The sequence below is a fragment of the Leptolyngbya sp. O-77 genome, assembly GCF_001548395.1.
GTDB lineage: Bacteria > Cyanobacteriota > Cyanobacteriia > Elainellales > Elainellaceae > Thermoleptolyngbya.
Genome location: NZ_AP017367.1, coordinates 3,403,996 through 3,422,442 on the forward strand (window position 1 = coordinate 3,403,996; position 18,447 = coordinate 3,422,442).

The following is an 18,447-nucleotide window of genomic DNA, read 5'->3' on the forward strand; positions in this document are numbered from 1 at the left end:
TAGCCAGGATATTTTTACATTCTTAACATTACATGTCCTGAAACTGGGTGAGTAGCCAGCGGATGACTTCGCTTTGGGGAGTTTCGCGGGTACGGCGGAGGGTATCTTCCAGTAGGGATAAATTTAGACCAGGAAGCACTTGAGATTCGGTGATGCGCTTGCTGCCGCCGTCGGCGATCGCAAATGCCAGAATTTGCACGTTGGCAACATCGACTACCCAGTATTCGCCAACGCCCAACGCTTCGTAGAGCAGTCGTTTCTCGCCTTTGTCATCGGCTAAAGAGGTGTTGGCAATTTCAATCACCAGGGTTGGCGCGGGATATTGATCGAGGTCAATAATCGTGGTTCCCCAGGGAATTGCGCTGGCTGCATCGCCGATGTAATAGGACACGTCGGGCTGCGCTTCGCTATGCCCCGTTTTGCGGTAGGTGCAGTTGTCTCTGCCAGTGAGGGTGATGTTTCGAAGCGCTGAAAACAGCCCTACAGCGACGATAACAACAGTGTGATCGCAAGCATGGTCATTTCCAATTGGTGTCATTTCAAGTCTCATTCTGCCATCGCAGTAGTATCCTTTTGCTTTTCCTAAAGCTGGATCTTGAATGAGACATAGGTATTCATCCCAGCTTGCGGAAACCCAGGTGTTAGTTGGCAGTTTTGTTTGCATAGTGTAGGTCAGCTCGTGAGAATTGTTTGACTGGTTTGCGGGGTGAGCGGCTGCTCACCCCGCTAGTCATCTACTGCTCTGCACCTTCGATCGGAGCGAAGCCCTGCCGCTGGATGTTTTCGCTGATGTGGCGAGGCTCCAGGAATTGCAGCAGGTAGTCTGGGCCGCCCGCCTTGGAGCCAACGCCAGAAAGCTTGAAGCCGCCGAAGGGCTGACGCGCCACGATCGCCCCGGTGATGTGGCGATTGATATACAGGTTGCCCACTTCAAACTCCGCCTTGGCGCGATCGAGGTGGGACGGTGTGCGCGAATAGATACCGCCCGTCAGCGCATAAAGCGTGCCGTTGGCAATGTCCATCGCTTCGTCAAATGTCGTCGCTTTAATCACCGCCAGCACCGGGCCAAAGATTTCCTCCTGGGCAATCTTGGCGTTGGGCGAGACGTTGGTAAAGATCGTCGGGCCAACGAAATAGCCATTGTCGGGCGCAGGCATTTCCAGCGCCAGCGTGGCTTCCTCTTTGCCCTTTTCGATATAGGCTTTGATGCGGTTTTGCGCTTGCGCGTCGATCACGGGGCCGACCTTAGTATCGGGTGATTCCGCAATGCCAACGTGCAAGGATTTAGTCGCTTCGATCAGCCGATTCACGAACGCATCATAGATGGGTTCCAGCACGATCACGCGAGAGCAGGCGGAACACTTCTGACCACTGTAGCCGAACGCAGAATAGACCACGCCCTGCACGGCTTGATCCAGATCGGCGCTTTCATCGACGATAATGGCGTTCTTGCCGCCCATCTCCGCCACCACGCGCTTGAGATGGCGCTGACCCGGTTGCAGGATCGCAGCATCGGCATAAATGCGACAGCCAACTTCCTGCGAACCTGTAAACGTGATCATGTGAATATCCGGATGCTTGACCATGTGTGCGCCCACGGTGGAACCTTTGCTGGGCACGTATTGGAACACGCCAGCGGGAATGCCTGCATCAATCAAAATTTCCGTCAGCTTGGCCGCAATTACGGATGAGGTTTCCGCAGGTTTCAGCAGCGTGCAGTTGCCCGCGACCAGGGACGCAACCGTCATGCCGGTGGGAATGGCCAGCGGAAAGTTCCAGGGCGAAATGATCAGCGAAATGCCGCGCGGCTGATAATGATAGCGGTTGGTTTCGCCCACCACGTCGAAGTTTACGCCTGCGTCCAGCCGCTCCATCTCGTCGGCATAGTAGCGGCAAAAGTCGATCGCCTCCGACACTTCCGGGTCTGCCTGGCCCAGCACCTTGCCCGTTTCCAGCACCATCCAGGCGCAGAGTTCGGCGCGGCGCTGTTCCATCAGATCCGCAGCGCGGCGGAGAATAGCGGCGCGTTCCGTCGCAGGCGTGTTTTTCCAGGCAGGGAAGGCAGCTTTGGCAGCGGCGATCGCCCCATCTGCCTGCTCAATGCTCAGCAGCCCCACCTTGCCCACCACCTCCGACGGGTTCGACGGGTTCAGCGATTCGATTACTTCCAGCGTATTCAATCGCTGCCCGTTCACCAGCGGCAGATAGGTTTGCCCCAACTGCTGACGCACGGTTTGGATGGCGGCCAAGGCGCGATCGCGCTTTTCGGCAATCGAAAAATCCGTGTCGGGGGCATTGGTAAAGGCATGGGGAGATGGCGGGCTGGCGGATTGAGGCGCTTTCTGATCCCACTCATCCTTCATCTGCGGCACGGCCAGCAGTTCCTCCACCGGACGCTCCTCCAGGTTTTGGCGCAGGAAGGAGGTGTTCGCCGTATTTTCCAGCAGGCGGCGGATCAGGTACGCCATGCCGGGAATCAGGTCGCCGTAGGGGCAATAGACGCGGACGCGGTAGCCCTGATTCACCATTGCCTTGGCCAGCTTGTCGCCCATGCCGTAGAGGACTTGAAACTCGATGCGGCGGCGGGGGATGTTGAGTTCCTGGGCGATCGCCATTGCGTGGGCCTGCGATCGCACGTTGTGGCTACCAATCGCGGCGTAGAGATATTCGTGATTCTCCAGCAGCAGGCGCGTTAGTTTCTCAAAGTTGGCATCGGTCGATTCCTTATGCTGAAACACGGGTACGTCCCAATGGTGCTGGACGGCTTTGATGGTTTCCTGATCCCAGTAGGCTCCTTTCACCAGGCGAATCGTGATCGGCGTGCCACGTTCTTTTACCCACGCGATCAGCCCTTTCAGGTCGGCTTCCGTGTCCTTCAGGTATGCCTGGAGCGTTACGCCAATGTCGCTGCGGCTGCGAAACTCCTCTTCCATCAAGATTTGCTTGAGGATGGAAATCGTCAGGTCTTTGTAGGCGTATTGCTCCATGTCAAAGTGGACGGCGGCACCGAGTTCCTTGGCGCGGCGCAGCAGGGTACGAGCGCGATCGCTCACCTGCTCCTGGCTGCCCTTCGCGTCCAGCGGGTCAAACTGCGAATAAAACGCCGTCAGCTTCACCGACACCTGCACCTTGGGCAGCGCTTCGCCATCGGCCTCATCGATTTGCGGAATCGTGGGCCAAGACTTGGCGGCGGCGGTCAACTCCTCCATCAGCTCCAGATAGCGATCGAGGTAGGACTGCGCCTCCGCTTCGGTAATCACCGCCTCGCCCAGCAGATCCACGGTAAAGCACATTTTTTCTTTGCGAAGCTGCTCCAGGGTTTTGATCACCTGTTTAATGGTTTCGCCAGAAATGTACTTGTGGGCGAGGGTTTCGACAGCGGTGGAAACGGTCGTCGCGGCCACCTGGCCGGGCATCGAGTCCGGGCTGGCAAAGTTCAGCATTCCCTTCAGCGCGGCGGGCAGTTCCACATTTTCCTTGCTGAGATACTCCTGGAGATGGCGGGCAATTTCGGGTTTGCTTTGCAGGGCGGGCAGCGCGTCGATGAAGTGAAACAACTGCACCCGCAGCCCTGGGTTGCCCATCGTCCAGCCCAGCAGTTTTTCGCTCATGTTCATCTGGTCGCGCATCTGGGCAAAAAAGGAGCGGTTTTCCCGCGTGGCGCTGAGCAATTGGCGGGCGATCGCCTGGGTCTTGGTTTCGTATTGGGTTTGGGCAATATTGCTTACCACAGGTAAACACTCCTAAATAAGTTTGGTGTGAAGGCGGCGTGTCGCTTTAAGAAACCCCTCATCCCCCAGCCCCTTCTCCCAAGCGGGGAGCCGGACGGATCGGAAGTCCCTTTCCCGCTCTGGGAGAGGGATTTAGGGGGAGGGCGGTTAGGTAAAGCTACACATCAAGAACTTAAGGGTTTGTCGGGGGCTTTAGAAACGGCTATCTTTCCATTGTCTGATCTGGGGATCAAAGCGGGGGAGGGCCTTAAATTAAGGTAACGACTTTGGGGCAGGGCGAACGCGAATCAAGTTCAGAATGCCTGACGATTTTGTTAGGTCATGCTCAAACACGCTGGAAAAACCTTAGGGGCGATCGCCCTTTCCTCTACCCCGCCTGCCTTTATGGTTAGACCAGGGTGCATCGTAGCCCAGCACACAATTTTTCCTATTTGCAACCTCCTAACCTGACGATCAGCAGGTTCTTGACATCACAGGGTTCGGCAAACCGGAGGTACGTTTTGGAACAGCACTATCCCGTCATTGTGGTGGGGGGCGGTCAGGCTGGATTGTCCATGAGCTACTGCCTGAAGCAGCGGAGCATCGCCCATCTGGTGTTTGAAAAGCACAAAATCGGGCACGCCTGGCGGGAATATCGCTGGGATTCGTTCTGCCTAGTCACGCCCAACTGGCAGTGCCAGCTACCGGGGTTTCCCTACGCGGGCGACGACCCACACGGCTTTATGGTCAAAGACGAGATTGTGCAATACATCGAAGCCTACGCCGCCGCCTTCGACCCGCCAGTGCTGGAAGGCGTGGAGGTACGCCATCTGCGAAAAGAGGGCGATCGCTTCTCGATTAGTACCACCAGCGGCGACTTCACCGCCGATCAGGTCGTGGTGGCCACAGGCGGCTACCACAAGCCCAAAATTCCGGCGATCGCCCAGCGCCTTCCTGCCTCCCTCCAACAACTCCACTCGTCGCAATATCGCAACCCAGAGCGACTGCCCGACGGCGCGGTGCTGGTGGTGGGCACGGGCCAGTCTGGCTGCCAGATAGCCGAAGACCTGCACCTGGCCGGGCGAAAAGTTCACCTGTGCGTGGGCGGTGCGCCGCGATCGCCCCGTCGCTATCGTGGCAAAGACGTGGTGGACTGGCTGCACGAGATGGGCTACTACGACCTGCCCGTCGATCAGCATCCGCAAAAAGAAGCCGTGCGCCACAAGGCCAACCACTACGTCACCGGGCGCGACGGCGGCCGCGAGATCGACCTGCGCCAGTTTGCGCTCGAGGGAATGCAACTACACGGGCGCTTGAAGGACGTGGACAATCGCGGCGCGTTTCCTCAGGAAAATTGCCAGCTTTCTTTTTGGGACGACCTGAAGCAAAATCTCGACCACGCCGATGAAGTCGCCGAAAGCATCAAGAAAACCATCGACGGCTACATCGAGAAAAACGGCATCGACGCACCCGTTGAGCCTCCCTTCCGCCCTGTCTGGGAACCAAACGACGAACCGCTGACCATCGACCTGGAAGCCGCGAATATCACGTCTGTCATCTGGTGTACGGGCTACCTCTCCGACTTTAGCTGGATCGAGATTCCCATTTTTGACGGCAAGGGCTATCCGGGGCACGAACGGGGCATCGTCCTGGGGGCACGGGGGCTGTATTTCCTGGGGCTGCCGTGGCTCTATACTTGGGGGTCGGGTCGTTTTTCTGGCATAGCCCGCGATGCTCAGTATTTGGCAGAACAGATTCTCTCTCGCTACAAGATGACGCAGGCCAGCCCACCAAGCTACATGAACGTGGCGGCGTTCGGCTCCTGAGTTTAGGGGTCAGGCAGAATTTCCCCGTCCCTGATCACCTGTCTAAATCGATAGGTGCTGTCGCAAAAGCGAATAAAGCCTGACAACAAAATTTTTCGTACTACCTGTATGGATAGTCCTGGATGCTTGGTATGAAGAGATACAAACTGATCTGGCCAAAACCCCGTAACGTGGCAAGTCAAGCGCCCGGTTACTAGTGCTACGTTACGACTAGAGCTTAGGTTGGTAGTAAGCGCTTTAGCGCTGAAGCGCTTACTACGAGCCAAGGTATCACCCTAAAGCTAAACCATGACACTGCACCAGCAAAGTTTCGAGTAAATAGCTTAACAGCGGGCGATCGCCAATGGGTTCCTGCATCAGGCGAGTATAGATGCTTCACGATTTTTCTGAGGTTCGACAGCCCGCTCAACTGCGTCCTAGCCTTTCATGAGCATCTAAAGATTCCCTCTCATACCTATCTCGGATTGCGTCATACAGCCATAGCCAGCTTTTCACTGTTTTCAAGGAGGATCGTATGCCCGAAGTTACTACCCCTGCCCATCAGCCAGGCGACTATTTTGTTGATTTTGAAGAAAAAGTGTTTCCCGATGTCAAAGCTGATCCAGGGGAAAAAGCACTGGTCACGTTCCACACAGTCGCCTTTGAAGGCTCGATCGGTCTGGTGAACCTGCTGCAAGCGCTGCGGCTCCTGCGGAAGGGGTTTGAAACCTCAGTGCTGCTCTATGGGCCGGGCGTAACGCTGGGCGTACAGCGCGGTTTTCCAAAGATTGGCGACGAAGCGTTTCCGGGCCATCAAAATTTCAACAACCAGCTCAGCAAGTTCATGGCGGAAGGCGGCAAGGTCTATGCCTGCCGATTTGCGCTCCAGGCACTCTACGGACACGGTGAACCGTCGCTAATTCCTGGCATTCGCCCCATTAGCCCGCTCGACGTGCTGGATCTGATCCTGCTGCACCGCAAGGACGGCGCATTCATCCTCGATACCTGGACGGTTTAGGGATTAGGGATTGGGGGTTGGGGGTTAGGGGCGATCGGAAGATCCCCCTAAATCCCCGCGCTAACGCGCCGCTGCGCTAGAAACAAGGGGGACTTTCGAGCCGTAGCCACCCAGTTTCTCCAAGGGCGTTCCGGTTCCCCCCTTACTAAGGGGGGCCAGGGGGGATCGGGTCGGACGCTTTAAGCGCATTCACGTTCTCAAAGCAGTTTCCTGTTCTCCGGCGATTCCAAGCTTTTCTATCTCGCATTCTTTTAGAACATCGGCGCAGAGCATCGCTCCTATGCGTCTTGTTTTGGGCGGCTGAGTTTCGGACGCTGATCCAGTTTGTTGCGGCAGTGAGAGCAGCAGTTAAAACCGTGGGGTTAAAGGCAATGGATGATTCCCGCATTGTTCGAGCAGCAGCAGTACAAATCAGTCCGGTTTTGTTTAGTCGGGACGGCACGACGGAGAAGGTGTTACAGGCGATCGCCCAGGCTTCTGACGCGGGCGCACAGCTCGTTGTCTTTCCCGAAACCTTTGTCCCGTACTATCCTTACTTTTCCTTTGTGCAGCCGCCCGTGCTGATGGGCAAGGAACATATGCGGCTGTATGAGGAAGCGGTGGAAGTGCCGGGCCCGGTGACGGATGCCGTCAGCCGAGCGGCTCGCTCCTACGGCATTGTGGTGGTGCTGGGGGTAAACGAGCGCGATCGCGGTTCGCTCTACAACACGCAGTTGGTGTTTGATGCAGACGGAACCTTGCTGCTGAAGCGCCGCAAAATTACGCCGACCTATCACGAGCGGATGGTGTGGGGACAGGGCGACGGCGCAGGGCTGACGGTGCTGGAAACAGCGGTGGGTCGCCTAGGGGCGCTGGCCTGCTGGGAGCATTACAATCCCCTGGCGCGGTATGCCCTGATGGCGCAGCACGAGCAGATCCACTGTGCCCAGTTTCCCGGCTCGATGGTGGGGCAGATCTTTGCCGACCAGATGGAGGTGACCATTCGCCACCATGCGCTGGAGGCGGGCTGCTTTGTGGTGAACGCAACGGGCTGGCTGTCGCCGGAGCAAATCGCCCAGATTACGCCCGACGAAAAGCTGCAAAAGGTGCTGACGGGCGGCTGCTATACAGCAATTATCAGCCCCGAAGGCGTACCGCTGTGCCCGCCAATTACCGAAGGCGAAGGAATGGCGATCGCCGATTTAGATTTCTCCCTCATCACCAAGCGCAAGCGCATGATGGACTCGGTGGGGCATTATGCTCGTCCCGACCTGCTGCAACTCCATCTCAACGCCAGCGCTTGGTCGGTGATGCAAGGCAATGGCAGCGCAGCGCTTGCGCTGCCCGAACCGCTGTCTGCTGAGGCTGGCTCTTTCACGACGAACCATAGGATTCATGAACAAACAGCAGTTGATTACGGCGCTTCAGTCTCAGGGTCTGAAGCTGGTTGAAGACCGCGTGGGGGCATCGGGGCGCAGGGGCGGCGCGGGCCCGTCGGATCACAAAGCGGTGACGGTGGACGGCACAACCATCATGGTGCCTGTGTTCACCGATGCAGCAGCGCGATCGCCCTTCTCGGTGTCCCTGGACGACCCCGCCGACCTGCCCCTGCTGCGCGTGGATGACGAGGCGATCGCCCCGCTGCACTTTCCCCAGCAGCCCAAGTTTTATGGGCTATCCACCGCCGACGGCGTTCCCTATTGGAAAATCGCCCTGCTGCATAGCCACGACGTGCTGGCAACGACCGTCTTGCAAACCTGCCGCCGCTATCGAGATGAATCCACCGTTTGCCAGTTTTGTGCGATCGAGAAATCGCTAGAAGCTGGTCGCACCATCGCCCGCAAAACGCCCGCCCAGCTAGCGGAAGTGGCGGAAGCAGCGGTGCGACTGGATGGCGTGAAGCATATGGTGATGACCACTGGTACGCCCAACACGGGCGATCGCGGGGCGGCATACCTGGCGGAGTGTGCGCGGGCGGTAAAGCAGCGGGTGGATTTGCCGATTCAAGCCCAGTGCGAACCGCCAGACGACTTTGCCTGGTTTGCCAAGCTGCACGCGGCGGGCGTAGACAGCCTGGGAATGCACCTAGAGGCAATTACGCCGGAGGTTCGCGCCCGCATCATGCCTGGAAAAGCAGACGTGCCCGTGGACTATTACTTCCGGGCATTTGAAGCGGCGGTGAAAGTATTCGGGCGCGGGCAGGTTAGCACCTACCTGCTGGCGGGACTGGGCGACACAGTAGAAGCGTTGGTGCAGGGGTGCGATCGCCTCATCCAGCTTGGCGTATACCCGTTTGTTGTGCCGTTTGTGCCGATCACGGGAACGCCGCTGGCTCAACATCCTGCACCCAGCAGCGAATTCATGATGGCGGTCTATCAGCAGGTCGGGGCATTGCTGCGGCAAGCCGGACTGTCTTCCCGCGACATGAAAGCCGGATGTGGAAAGTGTGGCGCTTGCTCAGCGCTGTCTACCTTCGAGTAATCACCTTCGAGTAAACAGAATTCACACATCAAACGAACACCCAAAATCCAAAATCTAAAATCCAAAATCAAAGCTATCAGGAACGCAGTATGGACAGTAATCGATACCATTTTGAACTGGCGCGATCGCCCTATGAAGTGAACGAATATTTCAACCTGCGCCGCATGATCTTTTGCACAGAGCAGGGCTTGTTTCAAGATAGCGATGTGGACAGCATTGACGACATCGCCTATCCCATCATTGCAATTGAAAATGCAACGGATCGAGTCGTCGGTATTGTCCGCATCTACGAACCCGAACCGGGGCTGTGGTATGGCGGACGGCTGGGCACGCACCCCGACTATCGGCGCGGCTGGCAGATTGGCAAAGGGCTGATTTACAAAGCAGTCACCACCGCCAACACCTGGGGCTGCCATCGGTTTTTAGCGACGGTGCAACTGCAAAACGTGCGTTTCTTTCAGCGGCTGCACTGGCAAACCCTGGAGGAACTGACCCTGTGCGATCGCCCCCACCATCTCATGGAGGCTGATTTGCACCATTACCCAGCGGGAACCGAGGTGCGGCCTGCAATGCCCTACAATCTCTACAGCACGGTGCAGTACGAGCGGGCGAGCTAGGCGCGTGAGCGAGGCAGGACAGTTTCAAACGCTGATCAAAAAACTTCGAGCATCGCTGGGTATTTTGCACAAGCAAGACATCCAGGCGATCGCCCATTCGTTTCGTCTGGATGCGTCCGATATTCTCCTGGGCGACGACTGTGCCGCGATTCCCGATGGCGACGGCTATCTGCTGCTAGCGGCGGAGGGCATGATGCCATTTTTTGTGGAGAACGACCCGTGGTTTGCGGGCTGGTCTGCGGTTATGGTGAACGTCAGCGATGTGTACTCGATGGGCGGTCGCCCAATCGCCGTGGTGGACACGCTCTGGAGCCAGTCTGCCGAACGCAGTCAACCCCTGATCGACGGCATGAAAGCCGCCGCTGCCGTGTATCAAGTTCCCATTGTCGGCGGACACACCAACTGCCACAGCGTTTATGACGCGCTGAGTGTGGCGATTTTAGGACGGGCTAAGCGGCTGCTGACCAGCTTTTCGGCAACACCGGGCGATCGCCTGCTGATGGTCGTAGATCAGCGCGGCAGGGCCCATCCCCGCTATCCCTTCTGGAACGCCAGCACCGATGCCGACCCTGCCCGCCTCCGCGCCGACCTAGAGCTGCTGCCCCAGCTTGCCGAAGCGGGCCTCTGCGACACCGCCAAAGACATTAGCAACGGCGGCATCATTGGCACAATCCTCATGCTGCTGGAAACCTCCGGCTGTGGCGCGGCAATCGACCTGGATGCGATTGTGCCGCCCTGTGACATTGCGCTGGACTGGTGGCTGACCTGCTTTCCCAGCTACGGTTTCTTACTCAGCGTCCGTCCAGAGCAGGTCGGAGCAGTGCAGCAGCAGTTTGGCGATCGCCATCTCACCTGTCAAATCATTGGCGAAATCCAGCCCACAACTCAACTCGTTCTGCATTCTCAAGGAGAATCCGTCGCATTCTGGGATTTTGCCCAGCAGCCTCTCACTGGATTTTCGCCTGCGCCATGAGTCTAGATCGTCCGCTACGCATTGCCCTCTTCACCTATTCCACCAAGCCCAGAGGCAGCGTCATCCACACGCTAGAGCTGGCGGAGGCGTTGCATCAGCAGGGGCACTTTGTTTGTGTGTATGCGCTGGATAAGGATGACCAGGGATTTGATCGAGATCTATCCTGTTTGCATTATCGAATTCCATCTCTACCTGTGCAGGGAGATGTGGATAATCTGATTCGTCAGCGCATTCAAGAAGTTGTGAATTTCTTGAATGATGAGCATCTTCAGGATCATCATTGCGAGATTTATCATGCACAAGATTGCATGACAGCAAATGCGCTGATTTTGCTGCGAGATCAAGGCAAAATCTCGTCCGTTGTACGAACCATTCACCATGTCGAGGCATACAATAGTCTATACCTGCGGGAATGCCAGGATCGATCCATCTATCAGCCGGATCTGTGTCTGTGTGTGAGTCAATACTGGCAGAATGAAGTTCGGCAGCAGTACCAGATTATTCCCGATCGCGTGATGAATGGCGTGAAGGGCGATCGCTTTTCTCCCATTTCCACTGTTCGTAAAACCGAGATTAAACAGACCTTTGGGCTACACGGTTCCCCGATTTACCTAACTGTCGGCGGCATCGAACCCCGCAAGAATTCGATTACCTTACTCCATGCCTTCGCGCAGGTTTTATCTGATCAGCCCCAAGCGCAACTTGTGATTGCGGGCGGCGCAACGCTGTTTGACTATCAGTCCTATCGAGATGAGTTCTTTGCGCGGGTGCAGGCGTTGGAAATCGAAATTGGGCGATCGCTCGTCTTGCCCGGTGTGGTTTCAGATGCAGACCTACCCGCCCTCTATCGCAGCGCCGATGCGTTTGTGTTTCCTTCCACCAAAGAAGGCTGGGGACTCGTCGTGCTGGAGGCGATCGCCGCTGGGCTGCCCGTCCTCACGGCAAACCGTCCGCCCTTTACCGAATTTCTCACCGCTGAGCAGGCGCTCCTGGTTGACCCAGAGGATGCGGGGGCGATCGCCCAGGGGATGCTAGAACTCAGCCAACCCGCCGTTGCCCAGCGCCTCGTCCGGGCCAGTCAGCCCATTCTCCAGCACTATACCTGGGAGCGCTCTGCTCACCTGCATGTGGCAGCTTACCGCAAGCTGCTCCGGGCAAAGCCATAAGCTGACAAAGCCATAAGCTCAGGATCGCCGTTTTCGGGAACGAGTCGTGCGTTGTTTCGATTTCCTAGATTTTGGTGTCTTGGGCAAAAACGCCCGCCAGCCTTGCGTCTTGAACCGCTTGCTGCTAGAAACGAAATAGTCGGCAGCGGAGTGGCTCAAGGCCCCCAACTCCAGCCCGCCGCAAAACGCCAGCCAGGCCCAGGCATGTTTTTGGAGCGATCGCCCCATCACGCCACCAATGTCGCCCCACGTCCAGCCAAGCTGCCAGATTTGATTCAGCAGTGCCAGTCCGAAAAAACTGGCAAATCCCACCCATGCCAGCAGGTACAAAATCCGCAAAACAGTTCCCGTGATGGGCGCGTGCGAGAGGGGCGATCGATGCTTCAGACTGCCCCGATAGGGAATCCAAATCCACCGAAACCAGCCCCACCGCTTGAACTGCACCGAATGGATGTCTAAATCGGGCCCAAACAGCAGCCCGCCCACCAAAAAACCCGCACACAAAATCAGTGTCAGGCTGCTGCTGCGCGTCAGTCCCAGCGCCAGCCCGCCCACTACAGGCAGCGTCCAGAGGGTAATGCGATCGTGGGTGCGGCCCGACGGCATGGTGTTTGCCAGAGTTTCAGAACAGAAATACTGTTATGAATCCTAGCAGGTGTTGCGAATTCTGCTATAATTGACTTTCATGGTTGATGAAGCAATGCTGCATTGCAGCGCTTTCGTCGGGCGGTTAGCTCAGTTGGTAGAGCGCCTGCCTTACAAGCAGGATGTCACTGGTTCGAGTCCAGTACCGCCCATAGGTTTTAGGAATATGGAGTAAAAAATTTCCCAAAATATTACCCACTACTGAGGGTTGGGGAAGTTTTAAGCTTTGAGTTAGAAATTTTCCTTGTTACGTTGTTACGTTGTTACAGATTTACCCAAAAGCCTTGATATTTAAGGGTTCTGGGGTGTAACAAGACCCGTAACAAGGGTGTAACAGGACAAGTCGCTTGTTGCACTCCGTTTTGATCTAAAAAGCATCATCATCACGAACATCTAGAATCGAATTAACCCCCAGCGGGGAAGCCCTTCACCGCCCCGCTACCATCAGCAAGCTCTAATGTTGATTGAGCAGTACGTCACATCCCTGCAAGCCGAAGACCTCAACGCCGCCTATGACCGGGCTGCGAGGAACCTTTTTGTGTTCCTGCGTGAGTATGGTTGCAGCAATGATCAGATCGCGCTGGCTTGCTCAATCATTCAGCAGCACACGGGCTATTACCCTAGCCAGATCAGAACCTTGCGAGACACCGAAACCGTCACGACAGCGCTGTATGGTGCCCTCAACTCTGAGGCGTTGGGACGCAGAAAAGCACCTGACCAACTGCGAAACCCATCCCGGTGGGCAATTAAAACCGTAGACTTTGGCTTTGGTGGGGAGGTCGATCCAGATGAACAAAGCTGAGTTTTTAGCTCAAGTCGCCTATGCGCGGCGCTTCTCTGCTGAGGATGTGTTCTTTGGGGACACACACTCAGAGTATCCAGACCTGGCGATCGCCACCCTTGAGCTTCTAGAGAATGGCGAAACCGCCTGGGGTGTACCGGAATTTGAGCAGTGCCTCTATCAGGCATTTCTGGGCTGGGCATCTCAGGGGCAACTGATCCGGCTCTGGCTAACGGGCAAGTGGCTGCTAGGGTCAGCACCGCCTTCCTCGCGGGCATGGTTGCAAGACCTGTTGGCTGGCGAGTTCTGTCAACACCTGGATGGGTTTGAACTTCAGGGCGATCGCCTGGGGCCTAGCCAGGTCTACCTGTATCCGTTCAACTTCAGGATGTTGGTTCAGTCACAGTAGCGCCGCGATCGCCAGACCGATGAACGGCAGGCCAGGGCGATCGCACTTGTAGGCAAGTAGGGAGGGGCGATCATGACAGAACAAACCAGCGTCACCCGTGACGAGTCTGAGCAGATCAAGACCCTGCTGGCATCAGCGGCGCGATATACCGAGACGGCTAATGCCGGGTTGGGGCGATTGGAAGCGGCCCAGCAGCGCAGCCAGTTCCAGATCGACCAACTCACCTTGCTGATTGATCAACTCACCTTGCGGGTAGATCAGCTACTCGAAGCCCAACGCAAGACAGAGCAGCGATTTGAAGCCTTTATGTTTGCGTCGCAGCGCCTCATGACGGGCCACGCAGAACGCCTTAATAAGCTCGAAGGCATCAGCGAACGGCTGGAAGGCATCCCGTCGTGTTTGGTACGTCAAGAGGGCAGAGGGGAGTAGGGAGAATCGCCATGACGCAGACCCAAAACAAGACCCTAACGATTGCAGAATATCGAGAATTTTGCGCTCAGTCTGACGAGCGCTATGAATTGGTGCGAGGGAGACTAGCGAAATTGACCCCACTGACCTGGGCCCACATCTTCATTGCGGATTTTCTGGTAGGGATTTTCAACGCCGAATGCGCCCGCTTGCAAAATGGCGATCGCGCGATTCGCGAAGGCGGGCAACGGACGGAAGAAAACTCCGCCCGGTTGCCTGACGTGATGGTGGTGTCGTTGCGGGCGATCGCCCCCTATCTCAATGAGGTGGCGCTGCTGGAAGATGCCGCCCGGTTGGTTGTCGAGATCGTTAGCCCCAGTTCGGCGCGTGAAGACTATACCGACAAGCTGCGAGAGTATGAGGCGAAAAGCATCCAGGAATACTGGATCGTGGATTATGAAGCCTTGGGCGCTGGGCGCTATATTGGCTTGCCCAAAGCCCCAACCATCAGCATCTACAGCATGGTGGATGAGGAATATGAGGTCGCAACTTTTCGGGCGGGCGATCGCCTGGTGTCTGCGGTCTTCCCAGCGCTAGAGCTAACGGCGGATCAGGTGTTCGCGGCTGCCTATCCCAATGGATCAGGAGAATCGCCATGACGCAAGCGAAACCAAGATTTTCGAGCTTTGCAGAGTATCTCGCCTACAGCGACGGGCTGGAAGGGCGCTACACGTTGGTCAATGGGGAGCCAATTGAGTTGCCGCCAAAATCGCCAGAAAACGACTTCATCGCCCGTTTGCTACTGCTCAATCTGGCGACTAGCGGTATCGCGCCCTTGGCACTCGTCACGATCCACACACTTCAGATTCAGGTGTCGGTTTTGGAGCCAGGCGACCCAGCCAGCCGCTATCCCGATTTGGCGGTATTGCGACCCGAACATTTAGAGCTGATGCAGCGCCGCCTAGCCATCACGCTGGATATGCCGCCGCCGCGTCTGGTGGCCGAAGTGATCAGCCCTGGCAACCGCAATCGCGATTTTGAACGCAAGCGGGCGCAATATGCGGATCGCGGCATTCCTGAATATTGGCTGATCGACCCGGAAGACAAGACCGTGACGGTGCTGCTGCTGGAGGGTGATGAGTATGGGGTATTTGCGGTCTATCGGGGCAACACCCCGATCGTCTCGCCTGCCCTCGGTACGCTGGCGATCGCCCCGGCTCAACTGTTTGGAGCGGAGTAGCACCATGACCACTACGGAGTAGCACCATGACCACTACAAAGACCAGATGGACGCTTGACCAGTACCACCGGATGGTTGATGCAGGCGTACTGGAAGATGAGCAGGTTGAACTATTGAGAGGAGAGATCGTCCTGATGTCGCCTGAAGGGATTCCCCATGCCAACAAGCGCATCAAAGCGGGCGGGCACTTGCAAAAGCTGTTGGGCGATCGCGCTCAGGTGCGCCCCGCAGCCCCCATTACCCTGAGGGATGGTTCAGAGCCAGAACCCGACCTGGCGATCGCGCAAATGCCAGAGGAGCGCTATGACCAGCACCATCCCTATCCAGAAGACCTCTACTGGGTCGTGGAATACAGCAACGCCAGCTTAGAAAAAGACCTGGGCATCAAGGCAGAAATCTACGCCGCCGCCAATATCCCTGAATACTGGATCATCAACCTGCGGACAGGCGTGCTGATTGTGTTGCGAAACCCTGTGGATGGGCAATACCGCGATCGCCAGGAATTCACACAGGGGACTATTTCACCCCTAGCGTTTCCTGACCTGCTCATCCCGGTCGAACTGTTGCTCTAGCGAGGTAGAGAATCGCCATGACGGTCAAGACAGCAAAATTCACGATTGACCAATATCACCGGATGGTTGAGGCGGGCATTCTAGAAGGCTTGCCAGTCGAGCTACTGAATGGAGAAATCATCGAGATGCCCTCAGAGGGGACAGACCATGCGGATCTCAGCACCGAGACCAGAGATTACTTGATTGCACTGCTGGGCGATCGCGCCCAAGTGAGAGAGGGGCATCCCATCACGCTGCTAGATACAAACTCAGAGCCAGAGCCAGACCTGGCAATCGTGCGACGGCGGCAAGGCGGCTATCGCGATCGCCACCCGCAAGCGTCCGACATTTTTTGGCTGATTGAGTTTGCCGACAGCAGCCTGACGAAAGACCTGGAAGAAAAGAGCCGCGCCTATGCAGCTTCGGGCATCGCAGAATATTGGGTCGTAAACCTGCGACAAAGGACGCTAGTGGTGAAGCGCAACCCTTTCGAGGGAGACTACCGCTCTACCATCACGCTAGAGTCTGGCGACCTTAGCCCGCTGGCGTTCCCTGATGTAACGGTGTCGGTGGATTGGCTGCTCAGGCGCTAGGACACTCTCAGCAGGGGCGATCGCCCAACATCTCCAAAGGAGGATCACCATGAGTGACAACCGACCGAATATTGATGAACGCCTCGACCGCGTAGCCGGGCTGCTGGAAACCTCGACCCAGCAGATCGGCTATCTGTCGGAGCTAATCGTCAGCAACAGTCAGGCAGCAGCAGAGCGCGATGCCGCGCTAAATGCCAAGCTTGACCGCATCGCTGAGGCGATCGCCATGCTCACTCACCAGATGGGCGTGATGACCGAAACCCTGACGCGGGTCGATTTGCAGCTAGAGCGGCTGGCAACTGTCGTAGAGAACCAGTCGAGGATCAGCGCAGAGCAGGCAGCCACCACCGCCGCTCTCGTGCGCTTGGTCACGGTGCTGACAGAGCGCAGCGCCTAGATCAAAGCCTTCCCCATCCGCAGCGGCTCAAAGTCCTCACAAGCGGCATTATCCACCTGAATCAGATGTAAATCATCGGGGAACTGAGCCGCAAAGCTGTGCAAAAACGCCTCAAAACAGGAACTGTCGAGATGAGAGCACTCGACTCTCCACGAGGCACCGCTCAGCGGTTCCACTAGACCGTACAGCCACCGATACACAAACTCCCATTGAATTGAACCCATCGGCTGCACCCCAAAGCCCGTCAACTTGCGATGTTGAACCGTCAGCAGTCCGACGCGGCTCTCATCACTGCACCAATAGCGGATGCGCCCGGCATAGCGTTGTCTCAAGGCTGGCGGAATCGACTGGCTGATCTGGGCTGCAAGGTTTGCTGAAAGGACTCGCACGCCCCAGGAGTCTGCTTCTGGAACACCGGACGGGGCACTTTGAGCTTCGCTTTGAGCCGATAGCGCACCGTCTTATGCACCGTCTTGTAGGGGACTAGTTGACCCTGCACCGCTGCGAGCCACTGCTGCACCGCTCCATAACTGCTAAAGCCTTCTGGATCTTGCAGTTCCCGCTCCAAAGCTGCCAGGACTTCACCGCTAATCGCTCGCGGTCGTCCACTGCGAGATGCCACCTTCACCAACGCTGCGAGTCCACTCTGTCGATACTGCCTCAGCCAACGAGACACGGTCGTGCGATGGCAACCGCTCAGTTGGGCTAACTGCTCAACACGCTTCGCTTGTCCTGTTTTTAACCACCACAACACCTATACTTTACAGCGCTGAGATGACCGTTGCTGTTGTTCCAAGACGGCTTTGAGTTCTTCTGCTGGTAGTACCCTTTAATAAAGGACGGAGAAAATTAGGAGTCGATATTATAGAGATTATAGAGCAGCCCTGATTGTGTACCCACTCACGAACTTGATCCATCATGAAGCCGTATCTCCTCTGCCCGAGCTGTGATTCCGATGACATCATGAAAAATGGCACAACTCGTCGGGGCAAACAAAACTATAAATGTCGCGATTGTGGTCGTCAGTTTGTGGAGAATCCTCAATGGAAACCGAAAGACAAGGACACCTGTGCGCTGATTGATTGCATGCTGCTCGAACGCATTCCCCTTGCTGGCATTGCCCGGGTGCTGCAATTGTCCGAGAGTTGGTTGCAACAGTACGTGAATGCTAGCTATGCCGAGGTACCTCAGCAAGCGGAGGTGGTTGCCAAACCAACGTGCCGACTGGTGGTGCAGATGGATGAGTTGTGCTCATTTGTGGATGAGAAGGGCAACAAACACTGGGGCTGGCTGGCGATTGATAGAGCAAGCCGTGAAATTATCGGGTGTCATGTGGGAAACCGTTCTGCTCAATCGGCACAAGCGTTATGGCAGTCTCTACCTCGTCAATACCGTCAGTATGCACGGATTTACGCTTATAGGAGTGTACTGCCCAGTAAACGGCATTTTGCAGTGGATAAAGATTCGGGTTTAACGAGTCATATTGAGCGATTAAATAATACGTTGCGCCAGCGCATCTCCCGGTTAGTGCGACGGAGTTTGTCATTTTCAAAGAAGCTCGAAAATCACATTGGGGCGATTTGGAACTTCATCCATCACTACAACCAAAAGATTCGAGAGAAACTGCAACGAGAGCAAACAACTGATTTTTCCCCATCCTTTACCTAATGGCAC

Annotated in this window: 21 protein-coding genes and 1 tRNA gene; 17 read left to right on the forward strand and 5 right to left on the reverse strand. The window is 56.4% G+C overall.

Features of this window, described 5'->3' with window-relative positions:
• Positions 1-28 precede the first annotated feature (28 nt).
• Together O77CONTIG1_RS14465 and pruA are read right to left on the reverse strand one after the other, a co-directional pair.
• The gene (locus O77CONTIG1_RS14465) at positions 29-664 is read right to left on the reverse strand and encodes a Uma2 family endonuclease (protein WP_068511742.1); all 636 of its coding nucleotides are present in this window, start codon (positions 662-664) and stop codon (positions 29-31) included.
• 70 nt (positions 665-734) lie between these two features.
• Positions 735-3,731 (reverse strand): L-glutamate gamma-semialdehyde dehydrogenase, encoded by a 2,997-nt coding sequence (gene pruA / locus O77CONTIG1_RS14470; RefSeq protein WP_084782671.1) that lies wholly within the window; start codon positions 3,729-3,731, stop codon positions 735-737.
• A 500-nt stretch (positions 3,732-4,231) separates the two neighbouring features.
• On the opposite strand from pruA, the gene O77CONTIG1_RS14475 reads away from it, so the two are divergent.
• From O77CONTIG1_RS14475 to O77CONTIG1_RS14505, 7 genes are all read left to right on the forward strand, one after another.
• Entirely contained in the window at positions 4,232-5,536 is a 1,305-nt protein-coding gene (locus tag O77CONTIG1_RS14475; protein ID WP_084782673.1) for an MSMEG_0569 family flavin-dependent oxidoreductase, read from the forward strand.
• 514 nt (positions 5,537-6,050) lie between these two features.
• Positions 6,051-6,533, forward strand: coding sequence for an MSMEG_0572/Sll0783 family nitrogen starvation response protein (locus tag O77CONTIG1_RS14480; RefSeq protein ID WP_068511745.1), 483 nt, complete (start codon positions 6,051-6,053; stop codon positions 6,531-6,533).
• Between the two features lie 287 nt (positions 6,534-6,820).
• Positions 6,821-7,963 carry a Nit6803 family nitrilase gene (locus O77CONTIG1_RS14485; RefSeq protein WP_286132331.1) on the forward strand — a complete coding sequence of 381 codons (1,143 nt, stop codon included), beginning with the start codon at positions 6,821-6,823 and terminating at the stop codon, positions 7,961-7,963.
• On the forward strand, positions 7,908-8,993 hold the full coding sequence (locus tag O77CONTIG1_RS14490) for an MSMEG_0568 family radical SAM protein (RefSeq protein ID WP_068511748.1): 1,086 nt from the start codon (positions 7,908-7,910) through the stop codon (positions 8,991-8,993). Before O77CONTIG1_RS14485 ends, O77CONTIG1_RS14490 begins: the two co-directional genes overlap by 56 nt.
• 89 nt (positions 8,994-9,082) lie before the next feature.
• Entirely contained in the window at positions 9,083-9,610 is a 528-nt protein-coding gene (locus O77CONTIG1_RS14495; protein WP_068511751.1) for an MSMEG_0567/Sll0786 family nitrogen starvation N-acetyltransferase, read from the forward strand.
• 4 nt (positions 9,611-9,614) lie between these two features.
• Entirely contained in the window at positions 9,615-10,583 is a 969-nt protein-coding gene (locus O77CONTIG1_RS14500) for a sll0787 family AIR synthase-like protein (RefSeq protein WP_068511755.1), read from the forward strand.
• Positions 10,580-11,749: an MSMEG_0565 family glycosyltransferase gene (locus O77CONTIG1_RS14505; protein ID WP_068511758.1), complete on the forward strand. Its 1,170-nt coding sequence runs from the start codon at positions 10,580-10,582 to the stop codon at positions 11,747-11,749. The genes O77CONTIG1_RS14500 and O77CONTIG1_RS14505 overlap by 4 nt, the downstream gene beginning before the upstream one ends.
• 18 nt (positions 11,750-11,767) lie before the next feature.
• Here O77CONTIG1_RS14505 and O77CONTIG1_RS14510 read toward each other — a convergent pair whose 3' ends face one another.
• Positions 11,768-12,355: a metal-binding protein gene (locus O77CONTIG1_RS14510; RefSeq protein WP_068511761.1), complete on the reverse strand. Its 588-nt coding sequence runs from the start codon at positions 12,353-12,355 to the stop codon at positions 11,768-11,770.
• Positions 12,356-12,473: 118 nt separating this feature from the next.
• On the opposite strand from O77CONTIG1_RS14510, the gene O77CONTIG1_RS14515 reads away from it, so the two are divergent.
• The 9 genes from O77CONTIG1_RS14515 to O77CONTIG1_RS14555 all read left to right on the forward strand — a co-directional run bounded on the left by O77CONTIG1_RS14515 (position 12,474) and on the right by O77CONTIG1_RS14555 (position 16,773).
• Positions 12,474-12,546, forward strand: a tRNA-Val gene (locus O77CONTIG1_RS14515).
• A 305-nt stretch (positions 12,547-12,851) separates the two neighbouring features.
• Positions 12,852-13,196: a hypothetical protein gene (locus tag O77CONTIG1_RS14520; protein ID WP_068511764.1), complete on the forward strand. Its 345-nt coding sequence runs from the start codon at positions 12,852-12,854 to the stop codon at positions 13,194-13,196.
• Positions 13,183-13,584: a hypothetical protein gene (locus tag O77CONTIG1_RS14525; protein WP_068511768.1), complete on the forward strand. Its 402-nt coding sequence runs from the start codon at positions 13,183-13,185 to the stop codon at positions 13,582-13,584. Before O77CONTIG1_RS14520 ends, O77CONTIG1_RS14525 begins: the two co-directional genes overlap by 14 nt.
• 72 nt (positions 13,585-13,656) lie before the next feature.
• On the forward strand, positions 13,657-14,013 hold the full coding sequence (locus tag O77CONTIG1_RS14530; protein WP_068511771.1) for a hypothetical protein: 357 nt from the start codon (positions 13,657-13,659) through the stop codon (positions 14,011-14,013).
• Positions 14,014-14,024: 11 nt separating this feature from the next.
• On the forward strand, positions 14,025-14,651 hold the full coding sequence (locus O77CONTIG1_RS14535; RefSeq protein ID WP_068511774.1) for a Uma2 family endonuclease: 627 nt from the start codon (positions 14,025-14,027) through the stop codon (positions 14,649-14,651).
• Positions 14,648-15,232: a Uma2 family endonuclease gene (locus tag O77CONTIG1_RS14540; protein ID WP_068511778.1), complete on the forward strand. Its 585-nt coding sequence runs from the start codon at positions 14,648-14,650 to the stop codon at positions 15,230-15,232. The genes O77CONTIG1_RS14535 and O77CONTIG1_RS14540 overlap by 4 nt, the downstream gene beginning before the upstream one ends.
• Before the next feature lie 26 nt (positions 15,233-15,258).
• Entirely contained in the window at positions 15,259-15,804 is a 546-nt protein-coding gene (locus O77CONTIG1_RS14545; RefSeq protein WP_068511781.1) for a Uma2 family endonuclease, read from the forward strand.
• A 17-nt stretch (positions 15,805-15,821) separates the two neighbouring features.
• The gene (locus O77CONTIG1_RS14550) at positions 15,822-16,376 is read left to right on the forward strand and encodes a Uma2 family endonuclease (protein WP_068511784.1); all 555 of its coding nucleotides are present in this window, start codon (positions 15,822-15,824) and stop codon (positions 16,374-16,376) included.
• A 49-nt stretch (positions 16,377-16,425) separates the two neighbouring features.
• Positions 16,426-16,773 carry a hypothetical protein gene (locus tag O77CONTIG1_RS14555; RefSeq protein WP_068511785.1) on the forward strand — a complete coding sequence of 116 codons (348 nt, stop codon included), beginning with the start codon at positions 16,426-16,428 and terminating at the stop codon, positions 16,771-16,773.
• Here the strand turns inward: O77CONTIG1_RS14555 and O77CONTIG1_RS14560 are convergent.
• Complete coding sequence (locus tag O77CONTIG1_RS14560; protein ID WP_068511788.1) at positions 16,770-17,105, reverse strand: hypothetical protein; 336 nt, start codon at positions 17,103-17,105, stop codon at positions 16,770-16,772. The genes O77CONTIG1_RS14555 and O77CONTIG1_RS14560 overlap by 4 nt on opposite strands.
• A complete protein-coding gene (locus O77CONTIG1_RS14565; RefSeq protein ID WP_084782675.1) occupies positions 17,102-17,527 on the reverse strand; it encodes a helix-turn-helix domain-containing protein in 426 nt (141 codons plus the stop codon). Before O77CONTIG1_RS14565 ends, O77CONTIG1_RS14560 begins: the two co-directional genes overlap by 4 nt.
• A gap of 164 nt (positions 17,528-17,691) precedes the next feature.
• Here O77CONTIG1_RS14565 and O77CONTIG1_RS14570 point away from each other — a divergent pair, with 164 nt between their 5' ends.
• Positions 17,692-18,441, forward strand: a complete 750-nt coding sequence (locus O77CONTIG1_RS14570) for an IS1 family transposase (RefSeq protein WP_068511793.1) — start codon at positions 17,692-17,694, stop codon at positions 18,439-18,441.
• The last annotated feature ends 6 nt before the right edge of the window (positions 18,442-18,447 follow it).

Excerpts from the sequence above, each read along its gene's own strand:
- O77CONTIG1_RS14465 (WP_068511742.1), bottom strand. The coding sequence starts at position 664 with ATGCAAACAAAACTGCCAACTAACACCTGGGTTTCCGCAAGCTGGGAT.
- O77CONTIG1_RS14555 (WP_068511785.1), top strand. The coding sequence starts at position 16,426 with ATGAGTGACAACCGACCGAATATTGATGAACGCCTCGACCGCGTAGCC.
- O77CONTIG1_RS14550 (WP_068511784.1), top strand. The coding sequence starts at position 15,822 with ATGACGGTCAAGACAGCAAAATTCACGATTGACCAATATCACCGGATG.
- O77CONTIG1_RS14495 (WP_068511751.1), top strand. The coding sequence starts at position 9,083 with ATGGACAGTAATCGATACCATTTTGAACTGGCGCGATCGCCCTATGAA.
- O77CONTIG1_RS14535 (WP_068511774.1), top strand. The coding sequence starts at position 14,025 with ATGACGCAGACCCAAAACAAGACCCTAACGATTGCAGAATATCGAGAA.
- O77CONTIG1_RS14510 (WP_068511761.1), bottom strand. The coding sequence starts at position 12,355 with ATGCCGTCGGGCCGCACCCACGATCGCATTACCCTCTGGACGCTGCCT.
- O77CONTIG1_RS14570 (WP_068511793.1), top strand. The coding sequence starts at position 17,692 with ATGAAGCCGTATCTCCTCTGCCCGAGCTGTGATTCCGATGACATCATG.
- O77CONTIG1_RS14505 (WP_068511758.1), top strand. The coding sequence starts at position 10,580 with ATGAGTCTAGATCGTCCGCTACGCATTGCCCTCTTCACCTATTCCACC.
- O77CONTIG1_RS14545 (WP_068511781.1), top strand. The coding sequence starts at position 15,259 with ATGACCACTACAAAGACCAGATGGACGCTTGACCAGTACCACCGGATG.
- O77CONTIG1_RS14480 (WP_068511745.1), top strand. The coding sequence starts at position 6,051 with ATGCCCGAAGTTACTACCCCTGCCCATCAGCCAGGCGACTATTTTGTT.
- O77CONTIG1_RS14525 (WP_068511768.1), top strand. The coding sequence starts at position 13,183 with ATGAACAAAGCTGAGTTTTTAGCTCAAGTCGCCTATGCGCGGCGCTTC.
- O77CONTIG1_RS14530 (WP_068511771.1), top strand. The coding sequence starts at position 13,657 with ATGACAGAACAAACCAGCGTCACCCGTGACGAGTCTGAGCAGATCAAG.
- O77CONTIG1_RS14490 (WP_068511748.1), top strand. The coding sequence starts at position 7,908 with ATGAACAAACAGCAGTTGATTACGGCGCTTCAGTCTCAGGGTCTGAAG.
- O77CONTIG1_RS14540 (WP_068511778.1), top strand. The coding sequence starts at position 14,648 with ATGACGCAAGCGAAACCAAGATTTTCGAGCTTTGCAGAGTATCTCGCC.
- O77CONTIG1_RS14520 (WP_068511764.1), top strand. The coding sequence starts at position 12,852 with ATGTTGATTGAGCAGTACGTCACATCCCTGCAAGCCGAAGACCTCAAC.